The following is a 25,445-nucleotide window of genomic DNA, read 5'->3' as shown; positions in this document are numbered from 1 at the left end:
AATTGATTATGTAGCTTATCCTAGCATATTTTTTAATCGTGAACAGGTTCTTAAATAAAATACCTTTCGTAGCTGCCTCACCTGTTGCGACCATGATAGACATTGGCGTTGCGAGACCTAATGCACATGGACAAGCAATAATCATCACCGCCACCGCATTAATAAGACCATAAATCCAGCCTTGTTCACCACCAAACAATCCCCAGCCAAACAATGTCAGTAAGGCTATACCAACGACGGCAATAACGAATTTACCTGCAATGACATCTGCCATGCGTTGCATAGGGGCTTTGGAGTGCTGAGCATTTGCGACCAATTCCACAATTTGAGAGAGCATGGTATCAGCTCCAATGCGTTGAGAAACCATCACCAATGAGCCATTGGTATTTAAGGTTGCCCCAATTAAGGCATCTCCCACTTTTTTATTAACAGGGACGGGTTCACCTGTCAGCATTGATTCATCTACACTGCTGTTACCTTCAATGACTAGCCCATCAACGGGGATTTTTTCACCTGGTCGAACTCGCAGTTTATCGCCAACCTGCACTTGGTTGATATCAATATCTTCTTCTTGACCATTATCTAAAATTCGTCGAGCTTGTTTGGGTGCAAGATTCATTAGCGATTTAATAGCTGATGACGTTTGCGAACGTGCTTTAAGCTCTAAAATTTGACCTAGTAAAGTTAGCGATACAATAATATCTGCCGCCTCGAAATACACAGATACTCTTCCCATACTGGTAAAAGAAGCAGGAAAAATTTGCGGCATTATTGTGGCAATTACACTGTAAATAAAAGCCGCCCCTGTGCCAATGCCAATGAGCGTCCACATATTCGGACTTTTATTAATAATCGATTGCCAAGCTCTTTTAAAGAATACACCACCTGCCCAAAGCACTACTGGCAATGACAAGATTAACTCAATCCAGCTTTGGGTTTGTCCTTCAAACCACATGAAACGATGACCAAACATAGCTAAGACAAAAACCACTAAGCTAAACGGCAGTGTCCACCAAAATTTGCGTTTAAAATCAGTTAGCTCTTTTTCTTCTTGTTGATCTACCACAGGGATAATGGGTTCTAAAGTCATGCCACAGATAGGGCAGTTACCTGGCGTAGATTGCCGAATTTCAGGATGCATGGGGCAGGTGTAAATAGCACCTGCGTTGCTGTTGGATTTGTCACTGACCCCTACTGGTGTGAAAGGCTGTGTAGGAGACTGGTGGGTATGTGCTGCATGGGGCGACGATTCGTTTGAATGCGAATGTTGATGATGTACATGTGAATCAGCATCTGCAGGTTTAATGGTAGATGCTAATTGTAAAGTCATGCCACAGATAGGGCAGTTACCTGGCGTAGATTGCCGAATTTCAGGATGCATGGGGCAGGTGTAACTATTATTTTCGTTAGCGTTTTGCATTCAATTATTCCTTTAGCTCTAGACACCAATAACCTTTAAACTACCCATCATACCGAGGTTTTCATGCTCTAAAATATGACAGTGGTACATTCTTAAACCTGCATGGTTTTGTTTGGTACGAATCCATACGGTCTCGTTAGGGCGAAGATTGACCACATCTTTTAAGGCTCTAAAGCTGGCTGTTTCGGTTTTACCTTGCCATTGTTTACGAATAACCTCAAACTGTGTGCCGTGTAAATGAAATGGATGATCCATGTGCGAAGCATTCTGTATTTCCCATTCTTCAACTTCGCCAACCCGACTGGTCAAGTCAATGCGTTTCATATCAAATACTTTATTATCAATGGTAAACATTCCTGTCATCATGCTAGGTGGCAAGTCAGAGCTAGCTTGCCCTTGTGTAGATGAGTTGCTAGACATCATGGAGTGCATGCCATTTTCCATCGACATATTTGACATATTATGCGACATCATGGGCGTAGAAGCGACGGCTGAAGCAGTGCCATGATTCATCGCATTCATAGTTTCATTAAAAACGATTTTTTTACGAGCTTTGACATCACCCCACGCAGGGATTGTTCTTAATTTACTTGGTAATCTAGCTACTTTTCCTTGGGTTCCGACAGTGGCTAAAGTTAAAGTGGTGGGGTTTTCTTGTACCATCATTTTTTGACGGTTGTAATACAAGCTTTGTAAAGGAGTGGCATTTTTAATCACACCTTGTACAATGACCTCGACTCGTTCTGCTGGAGCTAAAAATAACTCATCGACCGCAGGTCTAGGGCTTTCCAGTAAACCGCCTTCAGTGCCAATCACAATCCATTTTACCCCTGGTATATTTAACCGCAGATAACGAGCACTGGTAGCATTCCAAATGCGAATTCTTTCATCGCCTTGCAAGGTGATTTTTGGTTGATATTGTCCATTAATAAGTACAATTTCGCCTTCTCTACCATTCATCCAATCATTCATATTATTGGCAGGGATGTGACCATCAGCAGCCAAGCGAAGGTCAGAGATTAACCAATGTTGCTCTTTTAAACTCGCTAATGGGTCATTTTTGGCACGAACAATCAGTGTGCCTGCTAAACCCTTATACACCTGTTCAGAAACGTGTTCATGTGGGTGTGGGTGATACCAATAAGTGCCTGCACTGCCTTCTGGTAGCGTAAAAGTATAAGTTTTACTTTGACCAGGCATAATCGGGTCTTGTGGATTGCCATCCGATTGCACAGGCACATCTAATCCATGCCAATGAATTGTGGTAGGTTGGGGTAATTCATTACGAAAATTTATCTCTACCGTATCACCTTCAGTTACTACAATTTGTTGCCCGCCTAGGGTGTCGTTATATAGCCAAAATTCCGTTTCCTTGTTATCAGCCACCACTTTTTTAGTAACCCCTGCCGTTATACTGGCTTTAAAGGTATTTGACTGTTTGCTGATATTAGCTAGGAGAGGCAGTGTGGCAAGTGGTGCACCTTTGACTAATTTACTAGGCGACATGAGTTGCTCACTTGCCATAGTACCCATTTCTTTATTCATATCACTCATATCATGGTTCATACCACTCATATCATTCATATTATGAGATTCATGATTCATACCTGCCTTTTCAAGGCTTTTTGAACAACCAACAATTACTGATGTTGCTGCAAGTCCTAAACCATATTGTAATAGTTGCCGTCTTTTCATGTGAGTGACTCCATCAATTGTTTTTTGCGTTCTCTCAAAAGGTTTAATAATAAACGATTCTATAAACTACTATTTTATTTAAACTAATATACGCTATTACACACAACATTTAACTGACACAAAAATGACATTTTTGTCATTTTCACAAAAAATAGTATTTTAACGGTATGATATTCATGAAAAATTCGTGTTAGGTGATACTTATGAGAATTTTATTAGTAGAAGATGAACATAAAACGGGCGATTATTTAAAACAAGGCTTAACTGAAGCAGGCTATGTCACTGATTGGGTTGCAGATGGCTTATCAGGCAAGCATCAGGCTCTTAGCTCAGACTATGATTTGATTATCTTAGATGTTATGTTACCTGGTCTAGATGGTTGGAGTGTCATCAGCGAAATTCGTAAAGGTGGCAAAACTATGCCTGTACTATTTCTAACAGCCAGAGATCAAATTGAAGATAGAGTAAAAGGTCTAGAGCTAGGGGGTGATGATTATCTAGTCAAACCTTTTGCTTTTGCAGAGTTGCTTGCACGTATTAAAACTATTTTACGACGAGGACAGCCTAGAGAAGATACCAATGTCATTAAAATTGCTGATTTAGAGTTGGACTTGATTAAACGTCGTGTCACCCGAGCAGGTCATCGCATTGATTTAACTGCTAAAGAATTTGCTTTAATGGAATTATTTATGCGGCGACAAGGTGAAATCCTCCCTAAAACCCTAATTGCCTCTCAGATTTGGGATATGAACTTTGATAGTGATACCAACGTTGTTGAGGTAGCAATTAAACGTTTGAGAACTAAGATTGATAGTAATTTCGAGGTCAAACTGATTCATAACGTACGAGGCATGGGATATGTCTTAGAGGTTGAGCGTGAAGCATAATCTATTTAAATCAATCAGTGTTAAAATTAGTATTATTTTTTCCTTATCTACTATTTTTATACTGATAATCATGGGTTTATTCGTCAATAAGTTAGTGATGAATCATTTTGACTATCAGGATCGTACCTTACTCGAGGGAGAAATCCAAAGAATTGAACATTTACTACAAAAAGATAATCTGGACTTGGAATATTTAAACGCTTATTTAACCGATGCCATGGTAGGGCATAAAGATATTTTTTTACAAATCGAGCGTAAGCAAGGGGATATATTGTTTAGCTCATCATACCACCCAGTCAAAATGCAACAGTCGGCTCAAGTGACCAAGGGTGATTGGATTAAATGGGTCAATGATAATAAGCAATACCACGGTCTAGTAAGTTCAACATACATTAATAACTCGACCAATCAAGAGCCTGTTAGTATTATCGTGGGTGTCGATAACAACATACATCAACATTTTTTAAATCATTTTAAATATCAATTATTTTTAATTGGGTTAGCGGGCAGTCTATGTCTGATGTTATTAGGCTGGTTTGCAGTAAGACAAGGTCTAAAGCCTGTGCAAAGCATGACAGAGGTAGCAAAAGGTATTTCAGCCCAAAATCTTTCACAACGTTTAGTTGTAAAGAATATACCCACGGAGCTACAACCGTTAGCCATTGCCTTTAATGATATGCTTGATAGGCTTGAAATAGCCTTGGAAAAACTCTCTGATTTCTCATCTGACTTAGCCCATGAGTTTAGAACCCCGATTAATAATCTGCTGACTCAAACACAGGTTTGTCTAGCTCGAAATCGTGATATTGAAACCTATCAAGAAATACTCTTTTCAAATCTTGAAGAGTTTGAGCGGTTAGCTAGAATGGTATCTGACATGTTATTTTTAGCAAAAGCTGAACATGGACTTAACTTACAAAATCTACAGATGATAGAATTATCCAAAGAAGTAGAAGCCTTATTTGAGTTTTATGATGCAGTCGCTGCCGAAAAAAATATGACCCTAGTCCAAGAAGGCTCAGGTAATGTGTGGGGTCAGTCTGATTTATTACGTCGTGCTTTAAGCAATCTGTTGTCCAATGCCGTTAAATATGGGAAACATAATTCGGTTATACAAGTTAAAATACAGCAAAATGCTAATACGACTATGTTTAAAATAGAAAATGAAGCTGCCGAAATCCCAAAAGAGCAGTTAGCACGATTATTTGATCGTTTTTATCGTATAGATGGTTCAAGGCAAAGAAAAGAAGAGGGAAGTGGTCTAGGACTGGCTATCACAAAATCTATTTTGGATATGTTGGGTGCAAGCATCAATGCCGAATCAGTGAATGGTAAAATTACTTTTACGATTATTTTTACGAACCCATAAACATAAATGGTGTAAGCAAAGACACACAGAAGGTCATGTTAATGTCTCTATTCCATATTTAAAAAATGTCCAAGAAAAAGAATATTCTCTAGGGTGCCATATGCTCCAAATTCTGTGCTAACCCTACTTAAAAAATTAATCACTGACGGTATCAGGGATTAATTCAATAACCTTCTGACACCAGTCTGCCAAATCCTTATCAATCTCATACCAAATCCATGTCCCCCGACGTTTACTTGATAATAATCCTTGTGTTTTTAATTGGCTTAAGTGGCGTGAAACAGTAGGTTGTGGCTGACCTAGTTGAGTCGTAATATCGCAAACGCACATCGCCCCTTGCTTGCTTAATAGTTGGACAATGTTTAAGCGAGTAGGGTCGCTTAACGCTTTAAAAAAATCACTTGTAGAAAATCTACCATTCATATATTTACATATCCGAATATTTAAATTAATATAAATAATATCACGTTGTTAGGCTTTGTCAATGTCGTTGGATTGAACAATTAGGGAGAGGTCTATGCATTTTCTTATTTTTTTAGGCTCGGTGCGTGACAGTGCACCCCCTAAGCCTGCAAGATTAGGACAACGGGTGGCATTGGCTTGTCAGCATTATCTTCAAGTAGCGTTTCCAAATAGTCACATTGAAGTCATCGACCCACTCGATTATCCCTTAGAACAGGTTTTTAAACCACATTTTGCCTATGCCAAAGGCAAAGCACCCGATTATTTAGAGCAACTAGCGATAAAGATTGCCCAAGCGGATGGCTATGTAATGGTTAGCCCTGAATATAATCATGCGATGAGTCCTGCGTTGATGAATTTGCTAAATCATTTTGGCAGTTCGTTATTTTCTTTTAAACCCAGTGCCATCGTTACTTATTCAGCAGGGCAATGGGGTGGGATGCGAGCAGCGGTTAATATGCGTACCTTTTTAGCAGAATTGGGCTGTTTATCGGTCTCCGCCATGATTCATATTCCTAAAGCTCAAGAGGTGTTTGATGAGCAAGGCGAGTTTATGGAAGGCGTAGATGCCAATCAATGGCAGGGCTATTTTGGGCGTACCTTTTTGCAACTACATTGGTGGGCAGAGGCGACGAAAGCCCAACGCCAAGTAAGTAACCCGTTTGAGATGACACCGCCTTTTTTAATATCGCCAAAAGAGCGTAATGCCCCATAAGGACAAGAGATGTTGTTAGCTGCCAGTATTTTTCTTTTGACACTCGTTTTTGTGATTTGGCAACCTAAAGGCTTGGGCATCGGCTGGACGGCGAGTATCGGTGCGTTACTGGCTTTGCTCGTGGGTGTGATTACCACCGCTGATATTCCTGTGGTATGGGACATCGTGTGGAATGCGACGTTTGCCTTTATTGCGATTATTATCATCAGTCTTTTGCTGGATGAAGCAGGATTTTTTAAATGGATTGCCTTGCACGTTGCTCAACTTGCGGGAGGTAGTAGCACAAAGCTATTTGTCTTTATCGTACTATTGGGTGCGTTGGTGTCAGCATTCTTTGCCAATGATGGGGCGGCGTTGATTTTGACCCCGATTGTGATTGCGATTTTGACGGTGTTACGCTTTAGCCCTGCCACCACCTTAGCGTTTATTATAGCGGCGGGCTTTATTGCGGATACCGCAAGTTTGCCACTGGTGGTGTCTAACTTGGTCAATATTGTCTCTGCTGATTTCTTTGACGTAACATTTGACCATTACGCTTTGGTGATGGCTCCTGTGAATTTGGTATCGGTGCTGGCATCGCTTGTTGTCTTATATGGTTTTTATCGCAAAGATATTCCGCAGGTGTATGAGCTAAGTTCGGTGGATAATCCGCAATCAGCCATTACTGATAAAGCGACTTTTATAACAGGTTGGGTCGTGTTAGCGGCATTGCTCGTCGGGTTTTTTGTATTAGAGCCGATGGGCATTCCGATTAGTGCGATTGCAGGACTGGGGGCGGTAGTCTTGATAATCGTTGCTTTGTTAGGTAGAAAATTACCATTACTACCTGTAATAAAAAACGCCCCTTGGGGTCATCTGAGAATTCGGACCATAATGTACGCTAAGGAATTTTGTCGAGTATTATACCATTATAGATTTGCGTGATAATAGGGCTAGCCTATGGAAAACACTTGTTTTACATAGAATTATTTATTTTCTTAATCTTCTGCCTGTTTATCGACTTTCTGATATCTACCAAAGCCAATATAATCAAACTGCGTAAATTCGTGATTAAAAGGGTTTGATAGAATGTTATTTTTATCAATTATTAAGAATTTTGCTCATTTCTTGGATGAAACATGGATTAAAACTCGACAAAATTCCTTAGCGTACAATATAGTCCGAATTCTCAGATGACCCCTAGTTTGACTCTTTTGAGTATTGGTGAGCTTTTGTTGTTCGGTTAAGGGAGTATTACGCCATGCTCTATCATGAATATGATTTTCTATCGGTGGTTCATGCTCGGCAAGGTAGTCATCATGGGCTTGGCTTTTATACGTACTGTCAGCATACACGGCGGATTCATCACCTGTTAAAAGCGTGGTAAAACATTGTGAGTCATGAACATTGGCAGCGGTGGTTTCAACCTTTTTGACAAAGCTGTCTTCATCACAGTTGAGATGAATTTTATAACCGTAGATGGTTTTTAGTCTGCCTGTGCTGTCTTTTTTACTGACGTAGGCAGCTTCATTATCTTGGGTATTGTTAGTGTGTTTGCCTTTTTTGGGTCGTTTGTTTTTGGCCTCAACGATACTGGCATCGATGATGCTAACACTGCCTGCTTTAATGATGATGTTTTGCTGGGCAAGTTGGTCATTGATTTGGTCAAATAAGGATTCGGTAATCCCAAGCTCGCCCAGGTGTTTGTGGTATCGCCAGATAGTGCTGTGGTCGGGTACTTTGTCGGTCAGTGATAGTCCGACAAAGCGACGAAATAGTAAGTCCCGTGCTAGCTGTTTTTCCATGGCTGGGTCGGATAGGTTGTACAGTTTTTGTAGTAACAGGATTTTAAACATGACAAGGTGGGGATGTGTGGCGACTTCATGACAACCTACAGTCTTCAGTAAGTTACTTACAGGGTTTAAGTCATGACGGATAAGAAGACCGCTGATAAAAAATCTGTTGCCCTAACCGTGCGTCTTGATGAGAACTTGGTCAATGAATTTAAACGGGCGTGTGCTGAAAAAGACTACTCCCAGTCTTTTGTGATTCGTGAGTTGATTAAAAGGTATTTGGCAGATAATAAGCAGCGGGATTTGTTTCGCTAATCTACATCTAATCATCCAATTACCGTTATCCACCCCTACCGCCCAAACCCTCTAAACGGCTCATGTCTTAACTCTTTATCTTTTTCCAACTTTTTAGCGGTCATCGTTAATTGGGCATACCCCGACAAATCATACGGATGGCTATCGACGAATGATTCCGCCTCCTTTGTTGTCGCCTGTCGTCCCATTGACCCATCAGAATTAGCATGATGTAACAACCCCTCCTTGGCATACCCAACCACCTGCTGCTTTAACCCATTAAATAATTTTTTGAACAACGCAATCACGGCTTTAACAACGGCTGAAACTGCGCCAATGATTGTCTTAAACTGATTTGCTGATTTTTGAAGTCCATGAGCGTGGAAGCCATAGCCTCTTTTAACCTTTCTAATTCGCCGATTAAGTTGGATAAATCGGTTTGTTTGCTTGTCATAGCCTGTTGTGAGGTTGCTAAGCCCTCCATCTGTGTCTGTAAGCTGGTTATCGAATTGTGTAAGCTGGTTAGCGAGTTTTTTACTGCGCTGTCGTCGAGCAGTGATACGCTGTCCAAACTGGTCAAGGTGGCTGCTATCTTGTCCTGCAAGCGCTGAAATTCTTCTCGTCCTTTTTTCAGTGTTGCTATTTCGGCAGTCTGTAGCTTGCTTAATTCGTCCAAGTATTGGGTGATCTGCTGGTTGTGCGTCTCGGTCTTTTGGTTTACTTGCTCGGTTAGGTGAGTTAATAGCTGCTGATACAAGTTGGGCAACATCAATTCCAGATGTTTTTGTACCATCTCGTCGATTGTCTGGGATTGCTGCGCTTGGAGTTGGTTGAGCATCTGGCTCACTTGGCTGTGCAAATCGCTCGACAGCTCGTTTAAGCGCTTGGTAATGAGCTGCTGTGTGGTAATGGGTTGCATGGTTATTTGTCTCTAGTTGGGACGGTAATACGGGTTTTGGTTGATATAAAGCGTCGGATAGCCAAAGCCATTTTTTTGGCATACGGCGCTGTTGGGATATTTGGGGGTAATATTGATACCACCGCCATAACCCGGCTGGATATCGGTAAGGGCTTGGGCTTGGTATTGAATCGGGGTACGATTGATTTGTTGATTGAGTAAGCTTAGTTCTTTTTGACTTTGGTCGACTAAGACCTTGGTTTCCTGCCAATCCTGGTACTGGCTGTGATTGATCAGTGCTAATATCCCCATCAGCAGTAGCAGTCCCCCCAATAGGCTGCCCATGACGATCCCTAGGCTCAGTTTGTTGCGTGCTAGTTGCCCAATCAGCACCCTGCTTTGCTGTTGGCTGTACTCGATCATCTCGATATCCGCTTGGTGACGCTCGTCCATCTGCTGACGCAGGGTTTGCTGTTGGCGTTGGTGATGCTGTAGGGTGGTTTGTGTCTCGTGGGTTATGGCTTGGCGTAATTGACTGCTCTGCTTCGTCAAGTGGGTTTGGGTACGCTGATAATCGTTGCTGGTCTGCTGCTTGAGCTGATCGATTTGCGTCGACACCCCAAGCAAGGTCTGTTTGGCGCTCTCCAAGGTCTGACAGGTCTGATTGAGCCAGCTTTGATGCTGCTTTAGATGGCTGTCGCTTAAGTTTTGACTGCTGTCTTGATAACGCTCGAGCAGCGCGCAAATTTTCGTCATACCGCTGATAATGTCGTTCTCGACGTTTTTCAAGCTCGCTTGAAAAAGTTGCTGCTGCTTGTCTAAGCTGTTTTGCTCGGTCATCTGCTGAGATTTGATTTGCTGCTGGGTCTGCGCCTTTGCGTTCTGCAACATATCGAATAACGGATTCGGTGGCGTCTCGCTCATAAATCACACCTTTTAGTTTAATATTTTTTTTCGTGGGATCAGGGTTTTTAATACTGATACTGTCTTTACCTTGACGAGAGATTTCAAAACCGTATTTTGTCAGCATATCGGCAATGTCATCTTGACCTTTGAGTGGCTTACCCTGCTGTCGTCGCAGCTCAGATTGGGTTAACACCAAATCAGTAAGCGCATTTTTGATATCTTCTACCTCAGTAAAGCGTTTTAACTTATCGATGATTGACTGCTTATCTGACGTTGCCCAATCTTTAACAATGTTTGGGGCCATACTGGGGGTCACATCTCGACGGTTATTTAAATCCGCGGGATTAACAAAGCCGTACCTATCATTGGTCAAATCTTTCCAACTATTGACCAACGCTAAATCCCGATAATGGTAATACACCTGTAAATGATTACCCGAGATCAGCTCAACATTGGGAAAGACAAAGTTAAGCTCGACCCGACCTTTATCGGTATGCTCCACCCAGTACGACGTATACTGATGGGGTTGTAAGCCAACAAACATCATGGCTTCGAAATCTTCGATAATCTCAAATTTTTGGGCGTCAGTTAACAGATCTTTTTCATGAAAGCTTAAACAGCCACTGCTATAAACTTTGGCAAACGGCAAGCCATTAATAATCTCAGTGACCTCATCCGGATCGCCCAATAGCAAACGCGCTTTTTCACGCGGTTGATCGTCACTTCCCAGTAAATAATGTTTAACAGCTGACCCACCTAAGGTACGTCTGTCATCATCCGTGCCGCCTCGTTTAAAAAATTTGGTTAGCATACCATTAACCAGTTAAATCGTTATTAAACGTGCTATTTTCTAGCGTTGAACTTTCTAATAAAGGATCACTGTCTTCACTGACAGTGTCCTCATCTTCCACCCCATTAAAATAATTTTTTTCAACTTGATAGTGCGCTTTTAATTCAGCCAATTGCTCAGCCATATTATCAATCGCTAGTGCTAAATTTAACGTATCAATCGGATGATTTGCGTTTGCTTGTTGATGCGTATAGCGCACCAATTGATTTAAATTTTTACCCATGGCATGCAATTGTCGTAATAGTTTTGGGTCAACCGTAGGAAAATCGCGTTCACGTCTAGGTATAGTACCTTTTGTTAATATGGCACGCGCATAGCGTGCTAAATTCATACCTTGAGCTTTTGCTTCAAGCACAGCAAATTCTTCGTCACTAAAGCGAATGTTAAGACGTTTATCTCGTAATTTTTTCGATGATTTTTTTATTAGTACGTCGTCATCGCTTTGCTTTTTTTCGGCTGATTGTTGTGCCATGTTTAGTGTCTATTCATTTTTTATAAGGCTTGATTTTGGTTTAAGGGGGTTTGGGGTCTCCCCAATAAGCACCCATTTTGAACGCAACTTTGTGAGGCGATAACTGGGGGCTTGGGGTTTCAAAAGGGGGCAAGCCCCCTTTGCCAGAACGCAGAGTCAACTAATTTACGTTAGTAAATTTGGTGTCTCTGCATGTGCTGGCTATGTCAGCATTAGCGCCTTGTTTGTCACTTTGTTAGATTCTATCACTGCCAATAGCTTCAGTAAAGGTTAAACTTGCTGCTACAGACAAAGCATGTTAAGATTTTTGAGTAATTGGCTAAGTAAGTGAGGTAATAATGAGCAAGTATTTAAAGAAAACCCCTGAGCAATTAGCCCAAGAGATGTTGGCTATTTCTCAAGCATTAGAGTTAATGAATAAAGAGGAAGCTGAAGCATTAGGTACGATTTCTAAGCGCTATGTGGATAGTATTAGCGAACCTAAAAAAGCAGAAGCTTATTTGAAGTTTTTAGATCAATATGCTACTAAAGAGGAAAAAAAGCGTTTAAAAAATCGTATCAATATTTTAAAAAAATTGGCGAAGCAAGATGATACTGATAGTAAGCAGTTGGCTGTTGATGATAAAAATGCTACCAAGATTCAATCTACTTTACATCAAACACCACCGTTAGATCATCAAATAGTTGAAGAAAATGGTATCAATTATGGTAATAATTCAACCACCAATTTGGTTGATAATTAGTTTAATTATTTAGTGTTCAATTATAAGATTGATAGTATTTTTTAGTTAGAGAGCGATAAATTTTTTTATTAATCTATATTTTTTATTGATAATTTTCTTTTGTTTTTTTACTTTTTGATTTTGAATTTTTTCAGCATTAAAGTTTTTTTAGCGATTTTTTTGATATTTTTTGTTAGGTTTTCTCGAATTAGTTAAAATTTTTGAGTGAATTTTTATTGAAAAAAATTTATAGGTTGATTTTTTTCGGTGGTATTTTTTTGGCATTTTGTTAGTTTTTTTTGATTTTAGAAGGTTACTGTTTTCTTTTTTATTGATGTTTTTATAGATTAATTTTTTTATGTTTAGCTGATTAATTTTATCGATTTATCGTTTTGATTGATGATTAATTATTCAAGGATAACCCGTCGATGCAAAGGTACTGCTAGTTGTTGGATACCTGAACCTAAATAAGGTTATGTTATTTAGTTTAGAACAATCTATCTTCAATGGTATTAGGATGGCTTAGTTTATTATGCCACCCTACTAATTTTTTTAAGGCTTTTTGCTCAATAAAAATAAATTCAGTTGCCTATTTAATATGGCAAATCATCAATGATTGCTTTGCTAGTTAGCATATGAATAGTGGCGAAATGTTGGCATTGTTTAGGCGCATGGATAAATGATTGGCAGTCATCGCAGATATAGTCAAGTTGTTGCAGATGTTGGCTATTGCGATAGTCAGGTTCGGTGATTCGCTGAGCGATATTGCAAGCCATACAGTAAGTATGCGGGTGATAGGCTTTAACCTTTTGGGTAATGGCAGCAAGTTGATCCAAGGTGATGTGATACTGGCTGCACAGTTGCTGTAAGTGTGCCAAGGGTGTGGTGTGCTTGTTAGGGTTTTCATAATAAGCTTGGCAGATTTGAAATTCAAACGGGTTTAGGCTGTTTTGTTGGATGTAGTGTAGATTCATGCGTACTTCCTTTCTTTAGTATCGTTAAGATGGGTTATAGTAGTTCTGGCATTAAAGCTAAGAATTCGTGCTCAAGTTTTCGGTAAGTTTCTTGATAATCACCCGTGTCAATGGTGTCATAAATGGTCTGAATCCATTGTTGAATGGCTTGGGTATTGCTGCAGCGTTTGGTTTGGCCAAGATGTATGTACAGTCCATCGCCCAGTTGAATATGTTGTTCTTTGATAAGTTTGCTGACTAGCAGACTAATTTGTTGTTGGCGGCTTTTTCTTTGGTCAAGTTGGTCATAGAGGTGTTGGATGACGGGGCTCGGGTGCATTTTTGTGCTCCTTTCGGGATATTTTTTGGTAAATTATTCATTCCTATGCGATAATAGCAAATCAAAAGAAAATATAATCTTCTTTATATTTAATTTTGTTTTCTCTACAGGAAATAAATTAAAACATAAAGAAAACTAAGTCAAGCATTTTTTGTCATTTATCTGGTTTTTCTATGATTAAGTTGAATTTACCTGTGCTTTTTGCCCAACGTGGGCTCCGTGTTGCAGATGCAGAACGTGATTCGGGTGTAAATCGGACAACGCTTTATCGGCTTTTTAATAATGAATCCTCTCGGATTGATTTTGAGACGTTAGATAAGTTGTGCATTTATTTGGATTGCGAGCCCAAAGATGTGTTTATTTTCGAGAAGCCTGTCGCTGAAAGTCAGCCATCAAGTTAATGTTTATTTTTAGGATATATTATGACCGCTATTCAGCAACGTGCAGAGCTGCAACGTCGTATTTGGCAAATTGCTAATGATGTGCGCGGTTCCATCGATGGTTGGGATTTTAAGCAGTATGTGTTAGGGGCATTATTCTATCGCTTTATCAGTGAGAATTTTGCGAGTTATATCGAAGGGGGTGACGATAGCATCAATTACGCCACCTTCCCCGATGACAGTCCTATTTTAGCCAGTATCAAAGATGATGCGATTAAGACCAAAGGCTATTTTATTTATCCCAGTCAGCTATTTAGCAATGTGGCGAAAAATGCTAACACCAATGACAGTTTAAATACGGATTTAGCCAATATTTTCTCAGATATTGAAGCGTCTGCCCTAGGCTACCCTTCCGAACCTGATATTAAAGGGTTATTTGGCGATTTTGACACCACCAGTAGCCGTTTAGGTAATACAGTCGCAGACAAAAATAAACGCCTTGCGGCCGTGCTAAAAGGTGTGGAAGATTTAGATTTTGGTAATTTTGAAGACAACCATATTGATTTGTTTGGTGATGCGTACGAATTTTTGATTTCTAACTATGCTGCCAACGCAGGCAAATCAGGCGGTGAATTTTTTACCCCACAACACGTTTCTAAATTGATTGCTCAACTGGCATTACATGGTCAGACAAGTGTTAATAAGATTTATGACCCTGCGGCGGGTTCAGGGTCGCTGTTATTGCAAGCCAAAAAGCAATTTGATGAGCATATCATCGAAGAGGGATTTTTTGGGCAAGAAATCAATCACACGACCTATAATCTGGCTCGTATGAATATGTTTTTGCATAATATCAATTACGATAAGTTCAATATGATGCTGGGCGATACCTTGCTTGAGCCCCATTTTGGCGATGATAAGCCGTTTGATGCCATTGTGTCGAATCCCCCCTACTCTGTCAAATGGGTGGGTAGCGATGACCCAACGCTAATTAATGACGAGCGTTTTGCCCCTGCGGGCGTACTGGCTCCTAAGTCAAAGGCAGATTTTGCCTTTATTCTGCACGCCTTGGCATATTTATCGAGTAAAGGACGGGCGGCGATTGTCTCTTTCCCAGGCATCTTCTACCGTGGCGGTGCGGAACAAAAAATCCGACAATACTTGGTCGATAACAACTTTGTCGAAACGGTGATTTCACTTGCCCCCAACTTGTTTTTTGGTACGTCGATTGCGGTAAATATTCTAGTTTTATCAAAACATAAAGCCGATAATAAAACTCAGTTCATTGATGCCAGTAAGTTGTTTAAAAAAGAAACCAATACCAACACGCTAACCGATGAACACATTGCCCAGATTATCGATGTTTTCGCCAGCAAAACAGATATTCCCTATTTTGCCAAGTCGGTTGAAAACCGTCAGATTGCCGAAAATGACTATAATTTGGCAGTGAGTAGCTATGTGGAAGCGGAAGACACCCGTGAAGTGATTGATATTCAAACATTAAATGCCGAACTTGCCCAGACGGTTGCCAATATTGATAGGTTACGCAAAGAGATTGATGCAATTGTGGCGGAGATTGAGGCATGATTACACTCTATCACGGTAGCAATGTCGCTGTCGATATGCCAAAGATTTTACCCAATTTACGAGCCTTAGATTTTGGTTGTGGATTTTATTTGACCAGTAGCTATGCTCAAGCACAGCGTTGGGCAAAACTGGTTTTTAAAAGACGCCAACAGGGACAAGCTATTATCAATATTTATTCCTTTGATGAAGAGCGTGCGATTGCTTTAAATTTGATGCACTTTGACAATGCCAATGCCGATTGGCTCGAATTTGTCGTTAATAATCGCAAAGCGTTAAAACTTTTTGATTTTGATATCGTGATTGGTCCTGTTGCTAATGATGCCACTTTACCTGTCATTGATGATTATATGGATGGCAGATATACCCAAGAAGAAGCGGTTCGGCGTTTATTACCCCAGAATTTGACTGACCAATATGCGTTTTGTAGTGAGATTAGCTTAGGCTATTTGACTTATCAAGGGAGCAAAATCGTATGAACGCTGTATCAGCCCGAACATTAGATTTTTTTGACCGTCATGTGGTGCAAAATATCGTTGAAAAATACGGTTTTGATGAATTGCAAGCGATTAAGGCGTTTATCAGCTCGGAAACCTATGCCATGTTACAAGACCCAGAGCTTGAGTTATACAAGGTAAGTCCCTTGATTATTTTTGATATGTGGGAAAGTGAGCAAGTGACAGGCAATCCACGCAATTCACTGTATTTACGGGCGGATGAGGTATGAGTAAAGAATACGCATTTTTTATTTATTTGTTAGAGCGTTATGCTGAGTATCGACAGGTTTCGGCTCAAAAGGTGTTGGCAATGTGGGAATCGCTAGGGATTACGCAGTTTATCGTGGATATGTATGAGTTATACCATATTGAGCGATTGGAAAATGCCTTTGCGGATATTGATAGAATGATGGCGGAGGCAGGGGCGTGAGTGCGATTTTGGATAAGTTGTTAAAAGGGCAAAAAGTTGAGTGGGAAACCATTGGAGATTTAGGCATTTTAAATCGTGGTAAAAGATTAGTTCGTAGCCAACTCGGAGAAACGGGAACTTATCCTGTTTATCAAAATAGTTTAACTCCTTTAGGATATTTTGATGATAAAAACACTTTGCCAAATACTACTTTTATAATTGCAGCTGGAGCAGCTGGAGAAATTGGTCATAGTAAAAGTGAATTTTGGGCAGCAGATGATTGTTACTTCTTTAAAGTACCAAGAGAAAAGTTAAATGATAAATTTATATACTATTTTCTATTAACCCAGAAATCAAAAATTGTTTCTCAAGTTAGAAAGGCAAGTGTTCCAAGGCTTGGTAGAAATAGTGTTGAAAATATCGCAATACCTATTCCACCGCTAGACGTTCAAGCCGAGATTGTACGAATTTTGGACACATTTACAGCCGTTACAGCCGAGCTTACGCAAGAGTTAGCAAAAGAAAAAATATTGCGAGAAAAGCAATATCAATATTACCGTGATAAATTACTGTCGTTTTCAGACGTAAGTATAGAAACAGACAGCAACAGACAGCAACAGACAGCAACAGACAGCATTATGCGAACGACTAACGAATAATGTCAAGCAAAATCATCAAATAATTTGGAAAAATTTGGGTGAAGTTGTAAAAATTAAGAATGGAAAGGATTGGAAAAATCTAGGTCAAGGTGATATTCCTGTTTATGGTTCGGGCGGTATTATGAACTATGTTGATAAAGCTAGTTATGACAAAGTGAGTGTTCTAATTCCAAGAAAAGGCACGATAACAAATATTTTTTACACTGAAAAACCTTTTTGGAATGTCGATACCATTTTTTATACTGAAATTGATGAAAGTCAAATTTTCCCAAAATTCTTATTTCATTTTATGAAAAATTTTGATTTAACCACATTATCAACGGACAGCACTAGACCTAGTTTAACCCAAACTACATTAAATAAAATCTCCATCCCTTTACCATCACTTAACGAGCAAAAGCGAATTTCAAATATTTTAGACAAATTTGAAGCCCTAACCCACTCTATCACTGAAGGCTTACCCAAAGAAATCACCCTACGTGAGCAGCAATACGAATACTACCGAGAGCAACTAATTGATTTTCCTAAAAATTAAAATAGCATACATATAAATACATACACACAAATATTTATATCTCATAGTATACATATAAACATATACAGTTAAATTTATATATTTATTAGTAGTTAGATAAATTTATACATTGATACTCATCAATATATAGATAGCCATAACTTAACATACAGTTAACCTTATAAACGTTTAGCATATTTATAGATTTATACATTTAACTGTATATTAATAATATATACACATTAATACATACACATATAATTAGCCATCTATAAAGATACCACTATGAGTACGAATTACAAACCCATCGCTGAGACCAATCACTTTATCGTTCTCGACAAATACACCAAAATCGAGCAGACAGGAAGTTACCAGACCGAAGCCGACCTAGAAAAAGAACTCATTGACGACCTGACCAACCAAGGCTATGAATACCGCAAAGACATCACCAATCACACCAAGCTATTAACCAACGCCCGTGAGCAACTGCAAAAACTCAACAATCTCACCTTTAGCGATAGCGAATGGCAACGCTTTTTGACCGACTACCTAGACCGCCCAAGCGATACCATTATTGACAAAACCCGCAAAATCCATGATGACTTTGTGCATGATTTTACCTTTGATGACGGTCGCCTGCAAAACATCTACCTACTCGACAAAGACCATATCACCCGCAATTCACTACAAGTCATTGGACAATTTAGCCAAACAGGCAAACACCGCAACCGCTATGACGTAACCATCTTGGTCAATGGCTTACCATTGGTACAAATCGAACTCAAAAAACGGGGCGTAGCGATTCGTGAAGCCTTTAACCAAGTGCATCGCTACAGCAAAGAAAGCTTTAACAAAGACGAATCACTGTATAAATACCTGCAAATTTTTGTCATCTCAAACGGTACAGACACCCGCTATTTTGCCAACACCACCAAACGGGACAAAAACAGCTTTGACTTTACCATGAACTGGGCAAGGTCGGACAATACCTTAATCAAAGATTTAAAAGACTTTACCGCCACATTCTTTGAGAAAAAAACCTTGCTCAATGTGCTTTTGCATTACAGCGTGTTTGATGTCAGTAATACGTTACTGATAATGCGACCCTACCAAATCGCCGCCACCGAGCGGATTTTATGGAAAATTAACAGCTCGTTTCAAGCCAAAAATTGGAGCAAGGTCGAAAGTGGGGGCTATATCTGGCATACCACAGGCTCAGGCAAAACCTTAACCAGTTTTAAAGCGGCACGCCTTGCTACTGCATTGCCATTTATTGATAAAGTATTTTTTGTGGTCGATAGAAAAGATTTGGACTATCAAACCATGAAAGAATACCGACGCTTTAGCCCCGATAGCGTGAACAGCTCAGCCAGCACTGCCAAACTAAAAGAAAACTTGGCAAGCGATGATAATAAAATCGTGGTTACCACCATCCAAAAACTTAACAACCTAATGAAGACCGAAGATAAATTGCCGATTTATGATAAACAGGTGGTTTTTATCTTTGATGAATGTCATCGTTCGCAGTTTGGCGAAGCCCAAAAAAACCTGAAGCGTAAATTCAAAAAGTTTTATCAGTTTGGCTTTACAGGAACACCGATTTTTCCAGAAAATGCGTTAGGCTCAGAAACCACGGCAAGTGTCTTTGGACGTGAACTACATTCATATGTGATTACCGATGCGATTCGGGATGAGAAAGTGTTAAAATTCAAAGTCGATTACAACGATGTACGTCCACAGTTTAAAGCCATCGAAAAAGAAAAAGATCTTGAAAAACTCACCGCTGCCGAAAATAAACAGGCGTTGCAACACCCAGAACGCATCAAACAAATTGCCCAATATATTCTAAACAACTTCAAGCAAAAGACCCATCGCCTAAATGCGTCAAATAAGGGCTTTAACGCCATGTTTGCCGTCAGTAGTGTCGATAGTGCCAAATTGTATTATGAAGCCTTTAAACAGCTCCATAATGGCGTAAAAGGGGGCTTAGAACGTCCTTTAAAGGTTGCCACTATCTTTTCTTACACAGCGAACGAAGAACAAACGGCAGTGGGGGATATTATTGATGAAACGTTTGAACCCAGTGCGTTGGATGCTACTGCCAAAGAATTTCTCGATTTAGCCATCAGCGACTATAACGCCCAGTTTAAAACCAACTATAGCACCGAAAGCAAATCCTTTGAAAATTACTATAAAGACCTATCCAAACGAGTCAAGGGCAAGGATAGCGACAATAGACCATTACCAGAAGCAGAAAAAATTGATTTGTTAATCGTGGTTGGGATGTTTCTGACAGGCTTTGATGCTCCGACCCTAAACACGCTGTTTGTCGATAAAAACTTACGCTATCATGGGCTAATACAAGCCTATTCTCGTACCAATCGCATTTATGATGCCACCAAAACCTTTGGTAATATCGTGACCTTCCGTGACCTAGAGCAGGCGACCATCGACGCTATTACCCTGTTTGGCGATAAAAATACCAAAAACGTTGTCCTTGAAAAGAGCTATGACGAATATATGCAGGGCTATACCGACGTAAGCACAGGAGAAGCGTGCCGTGGCTACCTTGACGTAGTCGCTGAGCTTCAACAGCGTTTCCCAGACCCTGATAATATCGTCACCGAGAAAGACAAAAGAGACTTTGCCAAGCTATTCGGTGAATACCTACGAGCCGATAATATCCTGCAAAACTATGACGAATTTGCGGGACTGCAAGCCCTTCAAACGCTAGATATAAACGATGCCGAAGCCGTTGAAACGTTTAAACAAACTTACTATCTTACTGATGATGATATTCAGACCATGCAATCTATCGAAATACCATCAGCAAGGCTTATTCAAGATTATCGCTCCAGTTACAACGACATTCGAGATTGGATTCGTCGGCAAAAAGACGCTGATAACCAGAATAAAGCCACTATTGATTGGGATGACGTAGTCTTTGAAGTCGATTTGCTCAAATCTCAGGAAATCAATCTGGACTATATTCTTGAGTTAATCTTTGAACACAACAAAAAAGTTAAAAGCAAAGCCGAATTGGTTGAAGAAATCCGCCGTGTTATTCGAGCCAGTATTGGCAACCGTGCTAAAGAAAGCCTAGTCGTGGATTTCATCAATCAGACCAATTTAGATACTATCAAAGATAAAGCTAACATCATCGACGAATTTTTTAAATTCGCCCAAGCCGAACAACAAAAAGAGGCCCAAGCTCTCATTGATGATGAAAATCTTAACGCAGACTCAGCAAAACGCTACATCTTAACGTCACTCAAACGTGAATATGCCAGTGAGAATGGTACTGAGCTCAATGATATCTTACCCAAAATGAGTCCGTTAAACCCTGAATACCTTACTAAGAAGCAAACTGTTTTCCAAAAAATAGCCAACTTTGTGGAAAAATTTAAAGGTGTTGGTGGTAGTCTTTAACTGATGGATTCACTCTAGCTACAATATATAGCTCTAAATGCTCATAGGAATGCTTTAGAGCTATTTTTATAGATACATACTACCCTATATACCTTTTTTCGATTTATAAGCCTATATGCTTTAGAATCAATTAGTAAATGCTATTCAATAGATTACTTTATTGGTAACTAAAAGTTTAGTGATTACGCCATGAAATTAACGACATTACAAATCTTATTTAATAAACATTTATTCTTAAATTTTTTTTCAAAAAAAGTCTTTATTGTAATAATTGTAATATTATATATATTGTAGGAGCTCTCAACGCCTTATGTAGCAAGGCTTTTCGAGCCAATACATGTACAACTCTTCTAGTTTATATGTACAACTCTTCTTGTATAGATGTACAACTCTTCTTGTATAGATGTACAACTCTTCTTATGATTTATCGCATAAGTGTACAACTCTTCTAGTTCTATGTACTCAATACATATATAGCTTAAATATTTGATTTTAAATATATTTAATATATGTACAACTCTTCTTAATTTATGTACTAAATACATTTATGTATTGATTCCATAATCAGAAAAACGTATGATTTCTTCTAAATTGGAAAAAACCTTTGTAGAGAATATAAGCATGGAAAAATTTTTTGATAAAAAGCTAGAAACTGCTGATTTTTCAATTGTTAAACATAATACCTTAGTTGAATCAAGTTACGACTTGTCCCCTGTACCCAATAATATTATGACGATTGCAATGACTAAAGCTCGTCAAACCAATATGTCGTCTGATTTATGGAATGGTGAAGTAGTTATTTCTGCCCAGGAATACGCCAATATTCACAAAGTATCATTGGATGATGCGTATAAAGTTCTGAAAAGAGCTGTGCTAGAACTTGAAGAAACCAAGATTATTTGTGATGCCTATTATGATTTTTCTAATGGTGAAGTTGTGCCTGAGATTCCGCCTAATCTAACGGAGATTAGCTTTTTTTCTGATTCGATTTTGGCATCAAAACCTAAGCATGGTAAGTTCAGTAAAATGAAATTACACATTCGTTTGGTGCAAAAAATAGGTTATAGTGATACAGGCTCCTTCATCTATTTAAAGTTTAGTGATGATATTCTCCACCTAATCAAAAATGCGACCAATCCTGACGCTCTAGACTATACGCAATATGATTACGCCAATACGATAGAACTTAACACTACCCCTGCCAAACGGCTTTACGAACTTGTATGCAAATGGCGAAAAGTGGGAAACTGTCGAAAGCAAGTGGATGAATGGAAGATTTTATTCGGCGTATTTGCCAAATATCCCAATGTGGCAGAATTTAAGCGAAGAGTATTGCAACCCGCTATTAATCAAGTGAACGAGCAGGGTGAATTTAAATTGATATTAGAACAAGAAAAACTGGGGCGAGCTATTACCCATTTCAATATCGTCATTGAAGAACAAATGGTGACTGAAAACCCTGTTCAATCCACAGAATTTTTTGCCAAAGCCAGTAATGTTAATTTATTTGAAAGCCTATCTGAAACTGAACGCCAAACTGTTAAAGCAACGGCAGATAGATATATTGCCAAAAATCGGATAGATGAAGAAACGCACAAACGCAATATTTATAAAAAAGCCATTAATGAGCGTTGGGGGTTATTAGAAGTTGATGCTCAACAGCAGGAATATCAAAAACAGGCAGAAGAAGTTAAGAAGAAACTCGAAGCGGACCGATTATCAAAATTGGAAAAACAACAAGAAGTATTGAGAAAAGAACAAGAAAGCAAGCAATTTGTGCAGTTATTTGAAAGTCTCGATCTAGTTTTTCAAATAGAAGTTTTAGATAGGGTGAGAAACTTAATTGCTACGGAAGTACCTGTATTTTTGAAGATTTTTGACAAAGAGAATGACAAAAGATCGGCTCATACAGATATCAGATTTCGTAGTTATTTTAAAAGGATAATGGCAATTGAATAAAACTCAAAAAAATATTGAATCTAAAAAAATATACATATACAATTATATGTATATATAAATAAGTATAGGTTTATCAGTATGCAAAAAATTATTACGGTAATTAATCAAAAAGGTGGTGTTGGAAAAACTACCACCGCACATGCTTTAGGTGCTTGGTTGCAGAATAAACAAAGTAAAAGGGTATTATTTATCGATTTAGACCAACAAGGCAATTTAACTTACGCAACGAATGCCAGCCATAGCGAAAACAATGCACTAGGCTTATTAATTAATGCAAAATTAGATAAACAAGCGATTCAAATCACACCATCGCGTTATCAAATTATTGCCTCTAGCCCTATGTTGGCTAATGTTGAATCTATGCTGACAATGACAGGTAGGGAATATCGTCTAAGAGAAGCATTAACTGAATTAAAAGAATATGATTACATAGTGATCGATACTCCACCAAGTTTAAATATTTTAACTATTAATGCTCTCACAGCTAGTAATTTTGCCTTAATTCCTGCGCAGGCAGATATTTTTAGTGTCCAGGGAATAACTCAACTTGGACAAACGATTGATGCAATCAAACGTTATACCAATAAGGATTTACAGGTTTTAGGGATTGTTTTAACTCGCTATAGTAATCGTAATATCTTAAGTCGTGATTTACAGCAAGTTATAGAAGATACAGCTAAAAGTATATATACAAAAACATACACACAAAATATTCGTGAAGCAATTGCTATTAAGGAAGCCCAAGCACTAAGAAAAGACATTTTTTCTTATGACGCAAAAGGCAATGCGACTCAAGATTATGATAATTTATTTCAGGAAATTTGGCAGGAGATTCAATGATGTCTACTAAAAAAAGTTTTAGCCATGCAAATCCAGCTATGTCATTTATCAGTAGCCCAATACTTGAGAACGAGCAGGTCGAAGACCAGGAATTAGAAACTAGGAATGTTTCTCAAGAAGATATACTCTTAAGCAAACAGCAAAAAAATGAGTTTGATGTGCCAATGAAACGCAATCCTGAGTTTATTGAAGTCAAAAGCAAACGTATGCAACTATTAATGCAACCATCTTTGCATTCAGCAATTAAAACACTAGCTGATAAGGAAGAACTGAGCGTTAATGAAAAAATCCACAGTATTTTAAAAGATTACGTTGAAAAATCTGATATATAAAGTGCATGATAAAGACACTCATACTGTAATATTTGATAGATCAGAGGGGTAAATTTAAGAAAATTAGCCTAAGCTAAAAATTTTACATTACCTACACTATGATAATCTTAGTGATTTTTATTAAAAAATCATCCATCCCAGCTACCTTACCCCCCAATTAAACTAGCCTAATGTCCATTGCAAAATTTAAATGGACATGAAGATGGCAATCAATAAATCCAAATATATGAGCTACAGTGACGAATTCGTTCAAAATCCTAAAAATCCGAGACATGTCTCGGATTTTTAATATAATACATCGTATCGACTTTAAGATAGCGTTTTCTATTTAGCTGAAAGCTAATGGCATAATCTCATCTAAAAAATGCGTATCTTGGGTCTCAGCTAGTCGTAGCTCGTAAGTGGTTTGTAAGTTTAGCCAAAACTTAGCATTACCCCCAAAATATTTAGCAAGGCGTAGTGCCGTATCAGCTGTAATACCACGTTCCTCGCGCACGATTTCATTAATACGGGCAGGGGTGACGCCGATTGCCTTCGCTAAAGCATTGGCGCTCATTTCTAGCGGTGCAAGATAATCTTCTCGCAAAATTTCACCTGGATGAATGGGTCTCATACCATTTTTCATATAATCTCTCCTAACTATCGATGGTAATCTACAATTTCTACTTCTGTCGGACCTTCTTGTGTCCATATAAAGCAGATCCGCCATTGATCATTGATTCGAATACTATGCTGACCTTCTCTGTCGCCAAATAGGGCTTCAAGGTGATTACCTGGCGGAGAACGCAAGTCTTCTAAAGTAATCGCATTATCTAATTGCAATAATTTTCTTTCAGCAACTTTTTTAATTGAAGAGAAATGGCGTGTATTGCCTGTTGTAAAAAGTGTTTGAGTTTTATCACATGCAAAATTAACAATCATAAAAAAAATCCAAATTTTTATATATTATATATCGATAAACGATAAACTCTAGAGAAGTTTTGTTATTTTTACAGATGTCGAGTGTTTAACAAAGAAATCTTGAATCCCGACAACCTATTGTTTTTCGTGATTTTATAAATAAGCGCTAATTTGGCGCTTATTTATT

General features: G+C 38.9%; 28 protein-coding genes and 1 pseudogene. 17 read left to right on the top strand and 12 right to left on the bottom strand.

Annotation, left to right across the window (positions count from 1 at the left end):
* The coding region (locus RTL34_RS10505; RefSeq protein ID WP_312116773.1) for an HAD-IC family P-type ATPase at positions 1–1,420 on the bottom strand (1,420 nt) is incomplete at its 3' end.
* Between the two features lie 18 nt (positions 1,421–1,438).
* Positions 1,439–3,115 (bottom strand): multicopper oxidase family protein, encoded by a 1,677-nt coding sequence (locus tag RTL34_RS10500; RefSeq protein WP_312116771.1) that lies wholly within the window; start codon positions 3,113–3,115, stop codon positions 1,439–1,441.
* A 203-nt stretch (positions 3,116–3,318) separates the two neighbouring features.
* Between RTL34_RS10500 and RTL34_RS10495 the strand changes: the two genes are divergently transcribed.
* Positions 3,319–4,002 (top strand): heavy metal response regulator transcription factor, encoded by a 684-nt coding sequence (locus RTL34_RS10495; protein ID WP_312116769.1) that lies wholly within the window; start codon positions 3,319–3,321, stop codon positions 4,000–4,002.
* Positions 3,992–5,371 (top strand): heavy metal sensor histidine kinase, encoded by a 1,380-nt coding sequence (locus tag RTL34_RS10490; RefSeq protein ID WP_312116768.1) that lies wholly within the window; start codon positions 3,992–3,994, stop codon positions 5,369–5,371. The genes RTL34_RS10495 and RTL34_RS10490 overlap by 11 nt, the downstream gene beginning before the upstream one ends.
* 135 nt (positions 5,372–5,506) lie before the next feature.
* Here RTL34_RS10490 and RTL34_RS10485 read toward each other — a convergent pair whose 3' ends face one another.
* Positions 5,507–5,794 (bottom strand): ArsR/SmtB family transcription factor, encoded by a 288-nt coding sequence (locus RTL34_RS10485; protein ID WP_312116766.1) that lies wholly within the window; start codon positions 5,792–5,794, stop codon positions 5,507–5,509.
* Between the two features lie 94 nt (positions 5,795–5,888).
* On the opposite strand from RTL34_RS10485, the gene RTL34_RS10480 reads away from it, so the two are divergent.
* Both RTL34_RS10480 and RTL34_RS10475 read left to right on the top strand, forming a co-directional pair.
* Positions 5,889–6,548, top strand: coding sequence for an NADPH-dependent FMN reductase (locus tag RTL34_RS10480; protein WP_312116764.1), 660 nt, complete (start codon positions 5,889–5,891; stop codon positions 6,546–6,548).
* A 9-nt stretch (positions 6,549–6,557) separates the two neighbouring features.
* Positions 6,558–7,472: an ArsB/NhaD family transporter gene (locus tag RTL34_RS10475; protein ID WP_312116762.1), complete on the top strand. Its 915-nt coding sequence runs from the start codon at positions 6,558–6,560 to the stop codon at positions 7,470–7,472.
* 254 nt (positions 7,473–7,726) lie between these two features.
* Here RTL34_RS10475 and RTL34_RS10470 read toward each other — a convergent pair.
* A pseudogene (locus RTL34_RS10470) lies at positions 7,727–8,410 on the bottom strand (IS5 family transposase); the annotation flags it as partial.
* 45 nt (positions 8,411–8,455) lie between these two features.
* On the opposite strand from RTL34_RS10470, the gene RTL34_RS10465 reads away from it, so the two are divergent.
* Positions 8,456–8,635 carry a ribbon-helix-helix protein, CopG family gene (locus RTL34_RS10465; RefSeq protein WP_312116760.1) on the top strand — a complete coding sequence of 60 codons (180 nt, stop codon included), beginning with the start codon at positions 8,456–8,458 and terminating at the stop codon, positions 8,633–8,635.
* A gap of 35 nt (positions 8,636–8,670) precedes the next feature.
* On the opposite strand, the gene RTL34_RS10460 is transcribed toward RTL34_RS10465, so the two are convergent.
* From RTL34_RS10460 to RTL34_RS10445, 4 genes are all read right to left on the bottom strand, one after another.
* Complete coding sequence (locus RTL34_RS10460) at positions 8,671–8,853, bottom strand: hypothetical protein (protein WP_312116758.1); 183 nt, start codon at positions 8,851–8,853, stop codon at positions 8,671–8,673.
* Positions 8,854–8,918: 65 nt separating this feature from the next.
* Entirely contained in the window at positions 8,919–9,533 is a 615-nt protein-coding gene (locus RTL34_RS10455; protein WP_312116757.1) for a GumC domain-containing protein, read from the bottom strand.
* A gap of 12 nt (positions 9,534–9,545) precedes the next feature.
* Positions 9,546–10,436: a hypothetical protein gene (locus RTL34_RS10450; RefSeq protein ID WP_312116756.1), complete on the bottom strand. Its 891-nt coding sequence runs from the start codon at positions 10,434–10,436 to the stop codon at positions 9,546–9,548.
* Positions 10,437–11,233: 797 nt separating this feature from the next.
* A complete protein-coding gene (locus RTL34_RS10445; RefSeq protein WP_060994928.1) occupies positions 11,234–11,740 on the bottom strand; it encodes a plasmid mobilization protein in 507 nt (168 codons plus the stop codon).
* A 338-nt stretch (positions 11,741–12,078) separates the two neighbouring features.
* Here RTL34_RS10445 and RTL34_RS10440 point away from each other — a divergent pair, with 338 nt between their 5' ends.
* Complete coding sequence (locus RTL34_RS10440; protein ID WP_312116755.1) at positions 12,079–12,483, top strand: hypothetical protein; 405 nt, start codon at positions 12,079–12,081, stop codon at positions 12,481–12,483.
* A 572-nt stretch (positions 12,484–13,055) separates the two neighbouring features.
* Here the strand turns inward: RTL34_RS10440 and RTL34_RS10435 are convergent.
* Entirely contained in the window at positions 13,056–13,436 is a 381-nt protein-coding gene (locus RTL34_RS10435; RefSeq protein WP_312116753.1) for a hypothetical protein, read from the bottom strand.
* Between the two features lie 34 nt (positions 13,437–13,470).
* On the bottom strand, positions 13,471–13,755 hold the full coding sequence (locus RTL34_RS10430) for a hypothetical protein (RefSeq protein WP_312116751.1): 285 nt from the start codon (positions 13,753–13,755) through the stop codon (positions 13,471–13,473).
* A gap of 173 nt (positions 13,756–13,928) precedes the next feature.
* Between RTL34_RS10430 and RTL34_RS10425 the strand changes: the two genes are divergently transcribed.
* The 11 genes from RTL34_RS10425 to RTL34_RS10375 all read left to right on the top strand — a co-directional run bounded on the left by RTL34_RS10425 (position 13,929) and on the right by RTL34_RS10375 (position 24,358).
* Positions 13,929–14,156: a helix-turn-helix domain-containing protein gene (locus RTL34_RS10425; RefSeq protein ID WP_062335103.1), complete on the top strand. Its 228-nt coding sequence runs from the start codon at positions 13,929–13,931 to the stop codon at positions 14,154–14,156.
* A 21-nt stretch (positions 14,157–14,177) separates the two neighbouring features.
* Positions 14,178–15,722: a type I restriction-modification system subunit M gene (locus tag RTL34_RS10420; RefSeq protein WP_312116747.1), complete on the top strand. Its 1,545-nt coding sequence runs from the start codon at positions 14,178–14,180 to the stop codon at positions 15,720–15,722.
* A complete protein-coding gene (locus RTL34_RS10415; protein ID WP_312116745.1) occupies positions 15,719–16,198 on the top strand; it encodes a DUF3990 domain-containing protein in 480 nt (159 codons plus the stop codon). Before RTL34_RS10420 ends, RTL34_RS10415 begins: the two co-directional genes overlap by 4 nt.
* A complete protein-coding gene (locus RTL34_RS10410) occupies positions 16,195–16,446 on the top strand; it encodes a hypothetical protein (RefSeq protein ID WP_101965076.1) in 252 nt (83 codons plus the stop codon). Before RTL34_RS10415 ends, RTL34_RS10410 begins: the two co-directional genes overlap by 4 nt.
* On the top strand, positions 16,443–16,646 hold the full coding sequence (locus RTL34_RS10405; protein ID WP_062335110.1) for a DUF3791 domain-containing protein: 204 nt from the start codon (positions 16,443–16,445) through the stop codon (positions 16,644–16,646). The genes RTL34_RS10410 and RTL34_RS10405 overlap by 4 nt, the downstream gene beginning before the upstream one ends.
* A complete protein-coding gene (locus RTL34_RS10400; RefSeq protein WP_312116739.1) occupies positions 16,643–17,284 on the top strand; it encodes a restriction endonuclease subunit S in 642 nt (213 codons plus the stop codon). Before RTL34_RS10405 ends, RTL34_RS10400 begins: the two co-directional genes overlap by 4 nt.
* 34 nt (positions 17,285–17,318) lie before the next feature.
* Complete coding sequence (locus RTL34_RS10395; RefSeq protein WP_312116737.1) at positions 17,319–17,819, top strand: restriction endonuclease subunit S; 501 nt, start codon at positions 17,319–17,321, stop codon at positions 17,817–17,819.
* A 264-nt stretch (positions 17,820–18,083) separates the two neighbouring features.
* Entirely contained in the window at positions 18,084–21,227 is a 3,144-nt protein-coding gene (locus RTL34_RS10390; protein ID WP_312116735.1) for a type I restriction endonuclease subunit R, read from the top strand.
* A 576-nt stretch (positions 21,228–21,803) separates the two neighbouring features.
* The gene (locus RTL34_RS10385) at positions 21,804–23,186 is read left to right on the top strand and encodes a replication initiation protein (protein ID WP_201666653.1); all 1,383 of its coding nucleotides are present in this window, start codon (positions 21,804–21,806) and stop codon (positions 23,184–23,186) included.
* A 78-nt stretch (positions 23,187–23,264) separates the two neighbouring features.
* Complete coding sequence (locus tag RTL34_RS10380) at positions 23,265–24,026, top strand: ParA family protein (protein ID WP_312116731.1); 762 nt, start codon at positions 23,265–23,267, stop codon at positions 24,024–24,026.
* The gene (locus RTL34_RS10375) at positions 24,023–24,358 is read left to right on the top strand and encodes a hypothetical protein (protein ID WP_312116729.1); all 336 of its coding nucleotides are present in this window, start codon (positions 24,023–24,025) and stop codon (positions 24,356–24,358) included. Before RTL34_RS10380 ends, RTL34_RS10375 begins: the two co-directional genes overlap by 4 nt.
* 328 nt (positions 24,359–24,686) lie before the next feature.
* On the opposite strand, the gene RTL34_RS10370 is transcribed toward RTL34_RS10375, so the two are convergent.
* Positions 24,687–24,983 (bottom strand): HigA family addiction module antitoxin, encoded by a 297-nt coding sequence (locus RTL34_RS10370; RefSeq protein ID WP_312116727.1) that lies wholly within the window; start codon positions 24,981–24,983, stop codon positions 24,687–24,689.
* Between the two features lie 14 nt (positions 24,984–24,997).
* The gene (locus RTL34_RS10365) at positions 24,998–25,279 is read right to left on the bottom strand and encodes a type II toxin-antitoxin system RelE/ParE family toxin (RefSeq protein WP_312116725.1); all 282 of its coding nucleotides are present in this window, start codon (positions 25,277–25,279) and stop codon (positions 24,998–25,000) included.
* Positions 25,280–25,445: the final 166 nt, after the last annotated feature.

It is taken from the genome of Moraxella sp. CTOTU47915, assembly GCF_031986685.1.
In the GTDB taxonomy this organism is placed as follows: domain Bacteria; phylum Pseudomonadota; class Gammaproteobacteria; order Pseudomonadales; family Moraxellaceae; genus Faucicola; species Faucicola tetraodonis.
The sequence above is the reverse complement of the archived record's forward strand: the minus strand, read 5'-3'. Positions and strand labels throughout refer to the sequence as shown.

Coding starts and splice junctions, on each gene's coding strand:
- RTL34_RS10455 (WP_312116757.1), bottom strand. CDS start 9,533: ATGCAACCCATTACCACACAGCAGCTCATTACCAAGCGCTTAAACGAG.
- RTL34_RS10425 (WP_062335103.1), top strand. CDS start 13,929: ATGATTAAGTTGAATTTACCTGTGCTTTTTGCCCAACGTGGGCTCCGT.
- RTL34_RS10495 (WP_312116769.1), top strand. CDS start 3,319: ATGAGAATTTTATTAGTAGAAGATGAACATAAAACGGGCGATTATTTA.
- RTL34_RS10415 (WP_312116745.1), top strand. CDS start 15,719: ATGATTACACTCTATCACGGTAGCAATGTCGCTGTCGATATGCCAAAG.
- RTL34_RS10370 (WP_312116727.1), bottom strand. CDS start 24,983: ATGAAAAATGGTATGAGACCCATTCATCCAGGTGAAATTTTGCGAGAA.
- RTL34_RS10435 (WP_312116753.1), bottom strand. CDS start 13,436: ATGAATCTACACTACATCCAACAAAACAGCCTAAACCCGTTTGAATTT.
- RTL34_RS10430 (WP_312116751.1), bottom strand. CDS start 13,755: ATGCACCCGAGCCCCGTCATCCAACACCTCTATGACCAACTTGACCAA.
- RTL34_RS10365 (WP_312116725.1), bottom strand. CDS start 25,279: ATGATTGTTAATTTTGCATGTGATAAAACTCAAACACTTTTTACAACA.
- RTL34_RS10390 (WP_312116735.1), top strand. CDS start 18,084: ATGAGTACGAATTACAAACCCATCGCTGAGACCAATCACTTTATCGTT.
- RTL34_RS10410 (WP_101965076.1), top strand. CDS start 16,195: ATGAACGCTGTATCAGCCCGAACATTAGATTTTTTTGACCGTCATGTG.
- RTL34_RS10480 (WP_312116764.1), top strand. CDS start 5,889: ATGCATTTTCTTATTTTTTTAGGCTCGGTGCGTGACAGTGCACCCCCT.
- RTL34_RS10375 (WP_312116729.1), top strand. CDS start 24,023: ATGATGTCTACTAAAAAAAGTTTTAGCCATGCAAATCCAGCTATGTCA.
- RTL34_RS10380 (WP_312116731.1), top strand. CDS start 23,265: ATGCAAAAAATTATTACGGTAATTAATCAAAAAGGTGGTGTTGGAAAA.
- RTL34_RS10405 (WP_062335110.1), top strand. CDS start 16,443: ATGAGTAAAGAATACGCATTTTTTATTTATTTGTTAGAGCGTTATGCT.
- RTL34_RS10445 (WP_060994928.1), bottom strand. CDS start 11,740: ATGGCACAACAATCAGCCGAAAAAAAGCAAAGCGATGACGACGTACTA.
- RTL34_RS10450 (WP_312116756.1), bottom strand. CDS start 10,436: ATGAGCGAGACGCCACCGAATCCGTTATTCGATATGTTGCAGAACGCA.
- RTL34_RS10385 (WP_201666653.1), top strand. CDS start 21,804: ATGATTTCTTCTAAATTGGAAAAAACCTTTGTAGAGAATATAAGCATG.
- RTL34_RS10485 (WP_312116766.1), bottom strand. CDS start 5,794: ATGAATGGTAGATTTTCTACAAGTGATTTTTTTAAAGCGTTAAGCGAC.
- RTL34_RS10500 (WP_312116771.1), bottom strand. CDS start 3,115: ATGAAAAGACGGCAACTATTACAATATGGTTTAGGACTTGCAGCAACA.
- RTL34_RS10475 (WP_312116762.1), top strand. CDS start 6,558: ATGTTGTTAGCTGCCAGTATTTTTCTTTTGACACTCGTTTTTGTGATT.
- RTL34_RS10440 (WP_312116755.1), top strand. CDS start 12,079: ATGAGCAAGTATTTAAAGAAAACCCCTGAGCAATTAGCCCAAGAGATG.
- RTL34_RS10465 (WP_312116760.1), top strand. CDS start 8,456: ATGACGGATAAGAAGACCGCTGATAAAAAATCTGTTGCCCTAACCGTG.
- RTL34_RS10420 (WP_312116747.1), top strand. CDS start 14,178: ATGACCGCTATTCAGCAACGTGCAGAGCTGCAACGTCGTATTTGGCAA.